11 protein-coding genes are annotated in these 14,058 nt (G+C 47.7%); 4 read left to right on the forward strand and 7 right to left on the reverse strand.

What is annotated here, in order from left to right:
• Window positions 1-70: 70 nt before the first annotated feature.
• Both lpxD and ggt read left to right on the forward strand, forming a co-directional pair.
• Window positions 71-1,102: a UDP-3-O-(3-hydroxymyristoyl)glucosamine N-acyltransferase gene (gene lpxD, locus EWV68_RS15840; RefSeq protein WP_287170357.1), complete on the forward strand. Its 1,032-nt coding sequence runs from the start codon at window positions 71-73 to the stop codon at window positions 1,100-1,102.
• Between the two features lie 147 nt (window positions 1,103-1,249).
• Complete coding sequence (gene ggt, locus EWV68_RS15845; protein WP_287170358.1) at window positions 1,250-2,794, forward strand: gamma-glutamyltransferase; 1,545 nt, start codon at window positions 1,250-1,252, stop codon at window positions 2,792-2,794.
• Window positions 2,795-2,857: 63 nt separating this feature from the next.
• Here the strand turns inward: ggt and EWV68_RS22120 are convergent, their stop codons facing one another.
• Entirely contained in the window at window positions 2,858-3,040 is a 183-nt protein-coding gene (locus EWV68_RS22120; RefSeq protein WP_239698039.1) for an addiction module antidote protein, read from the reverse strand.
• A gap of 243 nt (window positions 3,041-3,283) precedes the next feature.
• On the opposite strand from EWV68_RS22120, the gene EWV68_RS15855 reads away from it, so the two are divergent.
• Window positions 3,284-4,819 carry a TolC family protein gene (locus EWV68_RS15855; RefSeq protein ID WP_061431304.1) on the forward strand — a complete coding sequence of 512 codons (1,536 nt, stop codon included), beginning with the start codon at window positions 3,284-3,286 and terminating at the stop codon, window positions 4,817-4,819.
• A 54-nt stretch (window positions 4,820-4,873) separates the two neighbouring features.
• Here EWV68_RS15855 and EWV68_RS15860 read toward each other — a convergent pair whose 3' ends face one another.
• Both EWV68_RS15860 and thiO read right to left on the reverse strand, forming a co-directional pair.
• The gene (locus EWV68_RS15860; protein ID WP_287170360.1) at window positions 4,874-5,263 is read right to left on the reverse strand and encodes a hypothetical protein; all 390 of its coding nucleotides are present in this window, start codon (window positions 5,261-5,263) and stop codon (window positions 4,874-4,876) included.
• A gap of 117 nt (window positions 5,264-5,380) precedes the next feature.
• Window positions 5,381-7,357 carry a glycine oxidase ThiO gene (gene thiO / locus EWV68_RS15865; RefSeq protein ID WP_287170361.1) on the reverse strand — a complete coding sequence of 659 codons (1,977 nt, stop codon included), beginning with the start codon at window positions 7,355-7,357 and terminating at the stop codon, window positions 5,381-5,383.
• Between the two features lie 148 nt (window positions 7,358-7,505).
• On the opposite strand from thiO, the gene EWV68_RS15870 reads away from it, so the two are divergent.
• A complete protein-coding gene (locus tag EWV68_RS15870; RefSeq protein ID WP_287170362.1) occupies window positions 7,506-8,132 on the forward strand; it encodes a DUF2301 domain-containing membrane protein in 627 nt (208 codons plus the stop codon).
• A 416-nt stretch (window positions 8,133-8,548) separates the two neighbouring features.
• On the opposite strand, the gene EWV68_RS15875 is transcribed toward EWV68_RS15870, so the two are convergent.
• The 4 genes from EWV68_RS15875 to EWV68_RS15890 all read right to left on the reverse strand — a co-directional run.
• Window positions 8,549-9,547, reverse strand: a complete 999-nt coding sequence (locus tag EWV68_RS15875; RefSeq protein ID WP_061431301.1) for a nitrate ABC transporter ATP-binding protein — start codon at window positions 9,545-9,547, stop codon at window positions 8,549-8,551.
• A 46-nt stretch (window positions 9,548-9,593) separates the two neighbouring features.
• On the reverse strand, window positions 9,594-11,600 hold the full coding sequence (locus EWV68_RS15880) for an ABC transporter ATP-binding/substrate-binding protein (protein ID WP_061431300.1): 2,007 nt from the start codon (window positions 11,598-11,600) through the stop codon (window positions 9,594-9,596).
• Window positions 11,601-11,747: 147 nt separating this feature from the next.
• Window positions 11,748-12,575 (reverse strand): nitrate ABC transporter permease, encoded by an 828-nt coding sequence (ntrB, locus tag EWV68_RS15885; RefSeq protein WP_024969085.1) that lies wholly within the window; start codon window positions 12,573-12,575, stop codon window positions 11,748-11,750.
• Window positions 12,576-12,771: 196 nt separating this feature from the next.
• Window positions 12,772-14,058: CmpA/NrtA family ABC transporter substrate-binding protein (locus EWV68_RS15890; RefSeq protein WP_287170363.1), on the reverse strand; the 1,287-nt coding region annotated here is incomplete at its 5' end.

Consider the following 14,058-nt stretch of genomic DNA (forward strand, 5'->3'; position numbering starts at 1 on the left):
AACGACAAGATTATCAGTATAGTTTTAAACTATCCTAGGATAAGCCCTATCTCGATCGCAGTATATATTTATGAGATTTAGTGAAATTGCCCAAAAATTAAGCCCTTTAGTCTCTGCTCACAGTTTAACTGCCTATCCCGACAGAAATCCCCAAATTAAAGCCATAACTCCCATCGAAACCGCCCTAGTCGATACCATTAGCTATATCGAAGGGGGAAAATTTGCTGCCTTTGTCGCCAAAACTGACGCTACTGCCCTAATTCTGCCCCTGGATACCAATTTACAACAACAGGCCGACGAACGCGGCATCCCTTGGTTAGCTAGTGCCAATCCCCGACTTTTATTCGCCCACGCCATCAAATTATTCTATCAACCCTTTCAGCCCCAACCCTACATTCACGCCACCGCCGTGGTGCATCCATCGGCTAAAATCGGCCATAAAGTCGCCATCGGGGCCCATGCCGTGGTAGAAGCCAATGTCAGCCTCGGTGATGGGGTGTGCATTCATCCTAACGCCGTTGTTTACCCCGGGGTGCATATTGGTGATCGCACAATTCTCCACGCTAACTGTACTATCCATGAACGGGTACAAATCGGCAATGATTGCGTTATCCACAGTGGTGCTGTTATCGGTGCTGAGGGCTTCGGTTTTGTGCCGGTTCCCGAAGGCTGGTTTAAGATGGAACAATCCGGTATCGTGGTCTTAGAAGATGGGGTAGAAATTGGCTGTAATAGCACCGTGGATCGCCCGGCAGTGGGAGAAACCCGCATCGGTAGCCAGACTAAGATCGATAATCTCGTCCATATTGCCCATAATTGCCAAATTGGCCAAGCTTGCGCCCTTGCCGGACAGGTAGGCATGGCAGGAGGCGTAAAAGTGGGCAATCGTGTTATTTTAGCGGGACAGGTGGGCATTGCCAATCAAGCGGCGATCGGGGACGGTGCGATCGCAACCGCCCAAACCGGCATTCACAACGATATCGGGGCAGGAGAAGTGGTTTCTGGTTCTCCCGCTATGCCGCATAAACTATTCCTCAAGGTAGCAGCCGCTTACAAGCGTTTACCCGAAATCTATCAAGCGGTTAAGCAATTTAAAAAATAGCCCTATTCAGGAGCCAGGAGACTCCGAGACAGGAGACAGGAGATTATTTTTATTTATTCTCCCCACACCCCACACCCCACACCCCACACCCCACACCCCCATCTCCCCACTGATAACTGATAACTGATAACTGATAACTGAATCAAAGTGACTCGCAAAAGCAAGGGCGCTATCGCCGCAGGACATCCAAAAACTGCCGAAGCTGGACAATTAATCTTAGAAATGGGCGGAAATGCCTTCGATGCGATAGTTGGCTCGATTTTAGCGGCTTTCGTGGTCGAATTCACCCTCGCTTCCGCGGGGGGCGGCGGTTTTTTACTAGCACATACCAAAGAAAAAGTCAATACCCTTTTTGATTTTTTTTGTCAAACTCCAAAATATAAAAAACCCTTGACAAATATCGACTTTTACCCAGTGGCGATCGATTTTGGTGGTGCTAGTCAAGATTTTCACATTGGCCGAGGTGCGATCGCAACGACCGGAGCATTACGGGGATTGGAAACAGTGCAGAAAAAACTGGGAAAATTGCCCTTTGCCGTGGTAGCGGAACCAGCGATCGAATATGCTCGACAAGGCTACATTTTGAGCCAATATAACGGCTTTTGCCTTGGTTTACTCGCTTCGATCCTGCTCAAAGATAGAGAGGGTTTAAAAGTCTATGCCCCGCAAGGAAAACTCCTCCAAGCTGGCGATCGCTGTGTGATGAGGGATTTTGCCAACAGCTTAGAGGAATTAAGCAAAAAAGGCGTAAAAGACTTTTATGAGGGAGAAATCGCCCACCAAATCGCCAAGGATATGCAGGAGGGTGGTTATCTCACCCTAGAGGATTTAAATCATTACCAAGTCCTTGAGAGAAAACCCCTAAAAACCCAATATCGGGGTTACGAAATACTGACTAATCCGCCTCCTAGTTCTGGGGGAATTCTCCTAGCTTTTGCCCTAAAATTACTAGAAGCAGTTAATTTATCGGCTTTAGAGCATCTAGGAGCCAAACATCTGCAAATTTTAACGGAGGTGATGGCCTTAACCAATCAAGCGCGCGCCCAAGGCTACGATAATTTTATCCATCAGGAGGGAATCGAAGAGCAATTCCTCTCGTCGGAATTTTTAGGCAAATATCCCAATAAATGGGGCAGTACCACCCATATTAGTGTTATCGATGGGGAAGGTAATGCGGCCAGTGCCACCTTTTCCAACGGGGAAGGATCGGCTTATACCGTGCCGGGGACGGGAATTATGCTCAATAATATGATCGGGGAAGCGGACTTAAATCCCTTTGGTTTTCACAATTGGCCGGTTGATCGTCGTTTATCCTCAATGATGTCCCCGACGATGATTTTAGAGGAAGGAAAGCCGCGATTTGTTCTCGGTTCTGGGGGTTCCAATCGCATTCGCACCGCTATTTTGCAGGTTATTAGCAATTTAATCGATTTTCGGCAATCTTTAGCCGATGCGATCGCTGCCTCGCGCATACATTGGGAAAATCAACAATTAGGAATTGAACCTTTAGAAGATCGGGAAAATATGCTCAAAAATCTGGTTTTACCCGCAAATACTCAAGTATCCCGTTGGCAAGAACAAAATATGTTTTTTGGGGGTGTGCATGGGGTGGCAGTGAATGATCGGGGGGAATTAACCGCTACGGGCGATCCGCGTCGGGATGGAGTAGGATTAGTGATTAGGGATTTTTAGGTAATGGGTACAACTTGCAGGCGTAACCCAAGTGCTTGCAAAACCTTAAGAACTGTAGCAAACTCACCGATTACCCTGATTCGACAAAGATTTATAGAGACTCTCCCGTCCCAAACCCGTCTCACGAGCAATACGAGTCATCCCTTGAGAACGGGCAATATCGCCTAATGCTGCCACTACTAAGCTAGGATCGCCATCTTCGAGGGCAGCTTCCAGATAAGCAGCGATATCTTCTTTTGTTTTCAAATGATCTGCTGCATCCCAAGGATAAGTCTGAATTGTAGCCAGAGAGAACCTCCTATAAGTATTGGGCTAAATCTAATGCTGTTCTAATGTCCCGTTCAAAATCAATCGAATCTCATTTTAGCTGATGCTTAAAAGACGGTGGCTTTCATACTCCCGTGTTACTATCGGTAATTAGTAATCGGCCAACATAGTGGTGTGAGCTTATTTACTTCTTATCGTTTACTGTTTACTTTCGAGATACTCATGTTGCTCTTGCGTTATGGTATTACCGTGAGTGCGGTGCTTGGGTTGATTTTCTTGGCTGAATCCTCGGTTAAGGCACAAACTCAGTCCGCTGCCGATTTATTGAAGAAACCCCGACCTACTGCCAATCCAGTTTCTCAATTACCCGGTCCATCGGCGGCACCGGCAACCACGGAAGCGGATCCCAAAGCCCCTAATTATCTTAATCCTAGTGGCAATCCCCTAATTTTTCCCACCAAACCGGATGAGGTGAATATTAGGGTAGTACAACCGATCACCTTAAATCAAGCGATCGAATTAGCTTTAAAAAATAATCAGACCTTACAGACAGCCCGGGTCGATTTAGAAATCGCTCGCGCCCAATTAAAAGAACAACAGGCCGCTTTATTACCCACGGCCCAAGCGGAAACCAGTCTCACCCAGGATCAATCGGCAGCTGCCCAACGACAGAATAATTTGGCTCGTCAACAGGGCATCCCAGCAGTTACACCCGAAGATAGTACCAACCTTCAGGGTAGTGTTCGGATTGTCTATGGGGTTTATACAGGGGGTGAACGGGCAGCCCAGATCAAAAGGGCCGAAAAAGTGATCCGGCAACGGGAATTAGAGGTGGAACGAGTCTCGGAACAAACTCGTTTTGATGCCACCGATGCCTATTATGAATTACAGAGGGGTGACGCTCAGGTAGCGATCGCCCAAGCCTCGATCGAAGATGCTAGTCAAAGTTTACGGGATGCTCAATTATTGGAGCAAGCGGGACTAGGAACCCGATTTGCTGTCCTACAGGCGGAAGTTGACCTAGCCAACGCTAACCAAGACTTAACCCGGGCGATTTCTACCCAGCGTATTTCCCGACGGCGACTGGCACAAATATTAAGTGTCGGCCAACACATCGAGTTAACCGCTGCCGATGAGATTCGCGAGGCGGGAACTTGGGGCTTGAGTCTTGATGATAGTATCGTTTTGGCCTACAAAAATCGCGCCGAATTAGAACAACAACTCTTACAACGGGAAATTAGCGCAGAAGACCGCTCGATCGCCATTTCGGCGGTGATTCCCCAAGTGGACCTTCTGGGCGAGTATAATGTCCTCAACGATCTCAGTGATGAAGCTGGTTTTGGCGATGGTTTTAGCGTCGGTGGCCGGATTCGTTGGACTTTCTTTGATGGTGGTCGTGCTTTTGCTCGCGCTCGTCAAGCGGAAAGAAATATCGATCGCGCCGATACGGAATTCTCCCTCCGTCGCAATGAAATTCGCCTTCAAGTGGAGGAATCCTACTATAGTTTGATTTCTAACCAAGAAAACATCAAAACTTCGCAAAAAAGCATTGAATCCGCCACGGAAAGTCTGCGATTAGCCCGTTTACGCTTTCAGGCGGGTGTGGGAACCCAAACGGATGTAATTAACTCCCAACGGGATTTAACCGATGCCAGAAGCCGTTATCTACAGGCGATCGTCGATTACAATAGATCCTTGAATAGTCTCCAGCGAGCGATTAGTAATTTACCGGATAATCGTTTGTTTGAAGTGCGTTAATTGTGGGATTTATCGAGGTGTGGTGTGGGGGGAGATAGCCAAATCTCCCCTATTTTAACGAGTTTGGATAATTCTAATCTGTTGTTCCCGCAATTGCTGCATGGTGGGAGTTTTCTGTAGCTCTTGCACCTGCGGACGCAGATTATGACAACGAGAGGAATTAATGCTACCGCATTGATTTTCGAGCGTGTTCAGTCGCCGCTGCTCGATTTGGGGACTGGTACGAAAGTCTAATTGCTGATTGTATTGGGGATATTTTTGGTAAGCGCAGGATTCAGCCCCCGCTAAACAACGCTCACTGATAGGCAATTGGGCCAAGACTAGGTTGCCGCTAACGCCAACCCAACCCAGACCCAGAAACAAACCTGATAATAAAGAATTTTTAGTGATCATCGCCAATATACCTCGGTGATCAAAAAATGTAATCTCAGCATTGGCGGCCATGACGGTAATTACCCGGCAGACTCTCGATCATGATTCCACCTCTTTTATTCTAGTCAATTTTTCTCGCCCCGCCCACGATAGCTGAAAACAGCCCATTGCCAGCTTAAGATCACTGGGTTAGGCGATCGTTCCCGTCAGGGGGGAACTAGGACTAGCATAGGACTTAATGGGCATTCTTCCCGCTAAATAGGCTAAACGTCCCGCTTTTGCCGCCATTCCCATGGCTTGCGCCATCATAGCCGGATTGGCCGCCATAGCGATCGCACTGTTAATTAATAAAGCATCCGCACCCATTTCCATGGCCCGGGCCGCTTCTGAGGGTGTACCGATCCCGGCATCTACCACCACGGGAATTTTGGCCGATTCGATGATAATCGCGATATTTGCCTCATTTTTCAGGCCCTGTCCCGACCCGATCGGCGATCCTAGGGGCATAACCGTGGCGCAGCCAGCCTCCTCTAAACGTTTGGCTAAGAGAGGATCGGCGTTAATATAGGGCAGTACGGCAAAACCTTCTTTAACTAATTGTTCCGCCGCTTGCAAAGTTCCGATCGGATCGGGTAATAAATATTTAGGATCGGGAATAACTTCGAGTTTAATAAAGTTATTGTCTTCCTGTCCCAATAATTTGGCCATTTCTCGCCCTAAACGGGCTACCCGAATCGCTTCTTCGGCCGTTTGACAACCAGCAGTGTTGGGTAACATCCAGATTTTCGACCAATCGATCGCTTCTGCTAATCCCTCATGACCGGGTGCGTTCGTTTGTACTCGTCTAACGGCAACTGTGACAATCTGACATTCACTGGCAGTAATACTTTCCTGCATAGTGGTCAGATTGGCATATTTGCCAGTCCCAGTCATCAAGCGGGAGTGAAAAGTTTTCCCGGCAATGGTGAGGCGATCATTCTGGAGCGATAAAAGCGCTTGGGGTTTATTCTCAATAATAGTTAAGGACATAGGTGGAACAGTAACGGGTGATGGTTGATTAAAGCGATCGCAGCTAAAATGGGTCAAAATGGGATTAACTTTGTCCTTAATCACCAGGTCAGCGATTAAGGAAGCAGTGACAGGAGCGAGTAAAATGCCGTTACGATAGTGACCGGTGGCTAAAATAAGGTTATCACAGCTACTGCGGCCTAAAATGGGCAATTCATCCGGTGTACCCGGGCGGAATCCCCACCACATTTCCTCGATTTCCCAGTCAGCTAAAGGGGGATAGAGACGGGTAGCGCGCTCAAAAAGGGTTTGTAGTCCTTGGGGTGTATTACCCGTTTGCCAGGCGACTTTTTCGGAAGTGGCCCCGATAATTAAACGACCATGGCGACGGGGAACTAGATAGGTTTGCGGACCGAATAAAACCCTAGCTAAGGTCTGGTTAGGGGGCATTTTTACCGCGGCCATTTGACCTTTGACGGGATGGATAGGGAGGGGTAAAAGTTGACTCGTCCAGGATCCCGCCGCTAAAATGTAAATTTTTGCTTCTAATTCCCCAATTGAGGTATAAATACTCTTGACTTTTCCCTGCTTTTGTTGTAGTGCGTGAACTTCTATGCCTTGGCGAATTTCTACCCCTAAATTTTCGGCCGCTTGTTGCAGCGCAGTCACTAGCTGCCGGTTATCCACTTGTCCATCGTCGGGATACCACCAACCACCGACCACATCTTTACCTAGTCCGGGTTGGTAGAGGTGAACTGCATTGCTGTCTAACCAAATTTTATTAACTTCCTCGGTAGTAACGGGCGGCTCTAGCTCGTAAACGGGAGCAAGAATACCGCAGGGATAGTAACCAGTGTTTATACCCGTTAAATCCTCGATTTTGCGGCTCCACTCCGGATATAGCCAGCGCGATCGCAGACAAAGATCGAGAAACGGACCCGGGGGAATCCCCTCCGCATGGGGGGCCAACATTCCCGCAGCCGCACGACTAGCGGACTGAGCTATATCTCGAACTAGGAGGGTAACTTTTGCCCCGCGCAATTGCAAATCGACGGCGATCGCTAATCCGATGATACCACCGCCCACGATCAAAATTTCGCTAGTTGAGTTCTTGACCCTCCCATGGCTAAAAGCGAGGGATTCTTGGTTCAACGACATGGCTTAAAAATCTAAAGGAAATGTAACCTTGATCCTAACTCGCAATTAGTCAGCCGAGAGGAGGGAGAAGTGAGGCTACTGGCATAATTCAAGATTAAGATGATTTGTAGTCAATCTTTTCTAAGCTTCCCTTTTTCTTTAGAGCATTATGACTTCCCCTGCTGTCGATCGAGTTTATCAAGGTCAATTCGGAGAGTTTACGATTACGGATAGCGATCGCCTAGGGGTGCGTCTCTACCGTCTGGGGTTAAATTTAGCGGCTTTTAGTTTCGCTGTCGCTACAATTATAGTTCTCACCCGACCGCAATTACTGCCCCTGACTAACCTTTTATACATTGGTTTTTGTCTGGGGTTAGGCATCAGTTTATTGACTATCCATATTTATTTAATTCCCCTCCATCGTCTCCTGCAAGTTTTTTGGCTAATTGGGGCGATTACTTCCCTAATTTTCAGCCTCTATTATCACCTTTCTCTCCTAGAATTTGTCTATAACCATCCGGTGAGTTTATTCGGTGTGGGCTTTATTTTTGCTAGTCTCACGGGGATTTATTTCAAAGAAGCTTTTTGTTTTAATCGTCTAGAAACCAAGTTTTTAACCCCTCTAGTTCCCACCCTTTTACTCGGTCATCTTTTGGGGATATTGCCCTTAAATTGGGAGAAGGGGCTATTAATTCTCTGGGCGACTTTATTTGTTATCTTTGCTCTGAGAAAGTTAAGCCAACCTCTCCCCAACGATATCGGTGATAAATCAGTCTTTGAACATCTTAATCATTGACTAACTCTCCAGAGATTAAAATCTATGGTTCTTCGGTTTGTGTTATGCAATGGACGGGAGTTATAAGGGGTGAAACCCTTATATAGAAAGACATGGCTGCGATTTTTGCCAATTGTTTTCAATCTAGAACGAGCTAATCAATTCTATTCTAAGATACAGTCTTGCGGGCGGGTGAGTGGAACGAACCACGGAGACACAAAGATCGATCACTACTATATAAGTTAAACTGATCGGGTTTCAGCTTTTTGTTCTTTATCTCTTTCTGGTTTATTCTTGGTCAGTAATCAGTAAGCAGTAATCAGTGAAAAGACAGTAGGAAACTTCTATTTAATACTTTCACTTAAAACTCAAATCTGATAACTGATAACTGATAACTGATAACTGATAACTGATAACTGATAACTGATAACTGTTACCTATCTGGGGGCCTCGATGGTAGCCGGATTAGTAGTATTGGCAGTCTTGCTGGTGAACATTTGTATCAGACTAAAACCGACAAAAGCGAGTAAGGCTATGCCACCGATAGTAGTAACAATTTTACCCACGAGATTTTCTGTCGGGGGTTGTTCGGGGGCATCCTCGTTGGGATCCTCCGAGTGGGCAAAACGATTGTAGAGGAAATCGAGAGCTTCATTGCGAAGTTCGTAGTAACGGGGATCCTCGGTAATTTGGGAACGAACCCGGGGACGGGCAAAAGGCATCTTTAACACCTCACCGATTTTAGCGCTTGGGCCGTTGGTCATCATCACCAAGCGATCGCACAAGAACAAAGCCTCATCGATATCGTGGGTAATCATCAACACGGTTAACTGGTTTTCTTGCCAGATTTTCAGCAATTCTTCCTGTAATTCCTCTTTGGTGATCGCATCTAAGGCCCCAAAGGGTTCATCGAGGATGAGAACTTGGGGACGAATGGCCAGGGCGCGGGCGATCGCAACCCGTTGTTTCATGCCTCCCGATAACTGGGGGGGTTTTTTCTGGGCCGCTTCTGTCAATCCCACTAAGGATAGATTTTCTTCCACAATCTTCACCTTCTCAGCCTGAGATTTTTCGGGATAAACGGAATTAACCCCGATATAAACGTTCTCAAAGGCAGTTTTCCAGGGCAAAAGCGAATAATTTTGGAATACCATCATCCGGTCCGGGCCTGGTTCCTTAACCTCTTTATCCTGTAGCAGCACTTGCCCACGACTAGGAGAAGAAAACCCCGCCACCATATTTAAAAGAGTCGATTTACCGCAGCCGGAGTGACCGATAATGCAGACAAATTCCCCCTCATTGACTTGCAGCTCCACACCGTCTAAAACGGTGTAAACCCCTTCGGGAGAGGGGTATTCTTTGGCAACATTACTAACTAATAAAAAAGGCTGGGTGGTGGTGCTGGAATTCACGGTCTTATCGGTAAAAGTTTGCATATTCGTCCTAGATTTATTTTAAGGTGGGCTTTGCCCACCACAACCATTAATTAGCGACGGGATCATCGAGGAGAACTTCCGAGACGCGATAATCGCGACGGATCGAAAAACGTTCCAGATAGCCGATCGGATCGTCGGGATTGAAAATAAGATGATCAAAGAGGGCGAAACTGTGGCGATCGGGTTCCAAATCGGGAAGGCCCAGGGACCTGCAAGCTTCACCAAACAGATCGGGACGACGGACGCGTTCAATCACTTCCACCCAGTTGCGGGGGAAAGGCGCGTAACCCCAACGGGCAAGCTGAGTTAGGGTCCATAGGGCCTCACTCCGGCCCGGACAGTTAGCTTGATCGACGTAAAACTGATTAAATCGGAATAGGGCTTCGGGGGCAGTTCCTAAACCGCGATCGTAACCATCGAGGAAACCGGGGCGGATAATTGCCCTATCCACGCCCACATACTGGGGCTGACTGAGAATATTGACGATTTCTTCTCGATTACGCCGATCATCGCAGTATTCACAGGCTTTAATCAAAGCTTTCACCATGGCGATATGGGTTTCGGGATGTTTTGCCGCCCAAGTTTCCTTGACCCCGAGAACTTTTTCCTGGTGTCCGGGCCAAATATCAAGATCGGTGGCGATAACGTAGCCTAATTTTTCGTGAACGGCGTAGGAGTTCCAGGGTTCCCCCACACAATAACCGTCGATCTTACCCGCTTTTAGCAGGGAAACCATCTGAGGCGGCGGAATTACGGTTAAATTCACATCACTATCGGGATCGATGCCGCCACTAGCTAACCAGTAGCGTAACAGTAGATTGTGCATGGAGGCAGGGTGAACCATGCCGAAAGTGGCGATTTTATCGGGACTTTGCTGGAGGGCATCCTTTAAGTCCTCCAGTTTTTCTACCCCCAATTCCCTGTATTTATTGCTGAGGGTGATGGCGTTACCGTTGCGACCGAGTACCAAAGCGCTAATCACGGGGACAGAGGGCTTATTGCCGGCCCCAATGGTCATGCTGAGGGGCATTCCCGCCACCATCTGGGCCGCATCGAGACGACCGGTAGCTACTCCTTGCGCGATCGCTTTCCAGTTGGGTTCCCGTTGCAGGATAACATCCTCTAATCCTTCCTCGGCGAAGAAACCTTTCTCTTTGGCAATAATAATCGGGGCGCAATCGGTGAGGGGGATAAAACCGATGGTAGGATTGGTTTTCAGTCGGGTAGCTTGGCCGATCACCGTCACCGGTCCGGTGGGTTGACCGACTTTCTTCGATCGCTTCTGTTGGTTGAGGAAATAAACGATCTCGTTACGCAGGGAGTAGTAACTGGGGTGATTAACCACTTCCAAACGATGCCGGGGTCGGGGAATGGGAACATCGAGAATCTGACCGATATGGGCCTCTGGACCGGTGGTTAACATCACCACTCGATCGGATAGTAATAGGGCTTCATCCACATCGTGCGTGACCATGATACAGGTAACGTGGCTTTCCTCGACGATTTCCATCAAACGTTCCTGTAAATTGCCTCTGGTTAACGCATCCAGCGCCCCAAAGGGTTCATCGAGTAGCAGGACTTTTGGCCGTAGGGCTAAAGCGCGGGCGATCGCTACCCGTTGTTTCATGCCTCCCGATAATTCTCCCGGTCGTTTGTTGGCCGCATGGCGCAGGTGTACCATATCGATACTATGTTCGATGACACTTTTGCGTTCAGCGGCCGGCAGATGACGCAGCACACGGTTAACTCCTAGGGCGATGTTTTCCCGGACGGTTAACCACGGCAGCAGAGAATAATTCTGGAAGACCACCATGCGATCGGGACCGGGGTCTTGAATTTCTCTTCCCTCTAAAATCACCCCCCCCACCGTGGGGCGATCGAGTCCGGCGACCATATTTAAGAGGGTGGATTTCCCGCAACCGGAGTGACCGATTAAAGAGATAAATTCCCCTTTAGTAACGCTGAGATCGATATTTTTCAGGGCGATATATTGACGGCCATCGGGCAGAGGGAAAACCTTATCAATGTGATCGACTTCAATAAATGCAGACATTTTCAGTTATCAGTTATTAGTTATCAGTTATCAGTTATCAGATGTGAGTTTTTAGTTTACTGTTTACTGTTTACTTAAAAAGCTCCCCACACCCCACACCCCACACCCCACACCCTGCCCCCACCAAAAAACTTTTTGCCGCAAACCCTATTTATTTTCTTCTGGTACAACTAATTTAGCGATGTAGGCCATGAGGCGATCGAGTAGGAAACCAACAATACCCACATAAATCAGGGCGAGGATAATTTCACTGATCATGGAACTATTCCAAGCATCCCAGATAAAAAAGCCAATTCCCACGCCACCGATCAGCATTTCCGCCGCTACAATCGCCAACCAAGATAAACCGATACCGATTCTTAATCCGGTGAAAACGTAGGGAACGGTGGCGGGAAAAAGAATATTGAAAAAATATTCAACTTTGGATAATTTCAACACTCTAGAGACGTTTTTATAGTCTTGGGGAACCTGTTGTACTCCCACGGCCGTGTTAATAATAATTGGCCAAATTGCTGTAATAAAAATTACAAATATGGCACTAGGTTCGTTATTACGAAAAGCCGCTAGGGAGATGGGTAGCCAAGCTAGGGGGGGAACGGTACGCAGGATTTGGAAAATCGGATCGATCGCATCATAAATTAGGGCGCTACTACCGATTAAAATCCCCACGGCAATGCCGACAATAGCGGCAAGGGTAAAACCGACGGCCACCCGTTGTAAACTGGCGAAAATCTGCCAGAATAACCCCACATCCGTGCCACCATTATTGAAGAAGGGATTAATAATTAATTCCCAGGTATCGCTAACCACTTTAGTGGGACTAGGGAGGGGGGCATCGGGACTAAAACAGAGTATTTGCCAGATGACGAGGAAAATTAATAAAGCAATCGCCGAAGTTGCTAGTTTGGGTAATTTTTTTTTCAGGTCTTTTACCCATTTTGAACCTTGAGAACGACGAGAAATAGAAACAGCCATAATCAGTTATCAGTTATCAGTGGTTGAGTTATCAGTGGTTGATTTATCAGTGGTTCAGTGGTTCAGTGGTTCAGTGATCAGCTTTTATCTTGGCTTGCTCCGCAAGAATTTCAGTTATCAGTTATTAATTACCAGTTATCAGCAAATCATCTTTAACTGTTGACGGGTTACTGATTACTGATTAGTGATCACTGATTTAAATCTTCTTGATCTTGAGGGAATCGAGGTAGGCTTGGGGATTTTCGGGGTCAAAAGTAACGCCATCAAAGAAAGTTTCCACACCGCGAGAGGTAGAGGTGGGAATTTGATCAGCCGGAACATTGAGGGCTTTAGCGGCTTCCCTCCAGATATCTTCCCGGTTAACTTTATCAACTAAAGCTTTGATGTCTGTATCGGCGGGAATATAGCCCCAACGGATGTCTTCAGTCACAAACCAAGTATCATGACTCTTGTAGGGATAGGAAGCGTTATCAGCCCAGAATTTCATGGCTACGGGGCTATTTTCGATTTTGCGACCATCACCGAAATCGATATTACCTTGCATTCTTCCCAAGATATCGGCGGGGTCAATTTTCAGCCATTCCCGTCCTGAAATAATCTCGCACATTTCCTTAACATTAGCGGGATCATTGCACCATTGTTGCGCTTCCAGAACAGCCATGGTTAAAGCTTTTGCCGCTTTGGGATTTTTATCCACCCAATCGGCGCGTAAAGCGAAAGCTTTTTCGGGGTGATCCTTCCAGAATTCTCCAGTGATCAGGGCAGTGTACCCGAGGCCTTTGGAGACGATTTGGGCGTTCCACGGTTCGCCGACACAGAACGCTTCCATGGTGCCGACTTTCATATTGGCCACCATCTGCGGCGGGGGAACGACGATGAGGGAGATGTCATTATTGGGATCGATGCCGCCCGCAGATAGCCAGTAACGCATGAACAGGTCGTGGTTGCCCCCCGGAAAGGTGACGGCAGCTTTCATTTCTTTGCCGGCAGATTTCGCTTTGGTGAGGGTTTCTTTGAGTTTAGAACTGTCGAGGTCGAGTTTTAAATCTGCGTGGGATTTGGATATCGATATCGCCTGACCGTTGGTATTCAAACGTGCCAGAATATACATCGGTACGGGCTGTTTGGTGATTTTGCCCAAGGTCATTAGGTAGGGCATGGGGCTGAGGATGTGGGACCCGTCGATACCGTTACCCGCCGAACCTAATTCGAGGTTATCCCGGGTTGCAGCCCAAGAGGCTTGTTTCATCACTTGCACATCGGGCATCCCGTGTTTAGCGAATAAACCTTTTTCCTTGGCGATAATTAAGGGGGCAGCGTCGGTGAGGGCAATAAAACCTAGTTTAGCGGTGGTTACTTCGGGAGTTTCTCCACCGGCAACGGGGGAAGCGGCAGGACTGCCGGCCGGGGAGGGACTGGTCGCGGTATTATTGGGAGTGGCGCAACCGTGGAGAATTGCTGTTCCTACGGCAGTTGCCCCGGC

Source organism: Microcystis sp. M_QC_C_20170808_M9Col (assembly GCF_007095495.1).
Classification (GTDB): Bacteria; Cyanobacteriota; Cyanobacteriia; order Cyanobacteriales; family Microcystaceae; genus Microcystis; species Microcystis aeruginosa.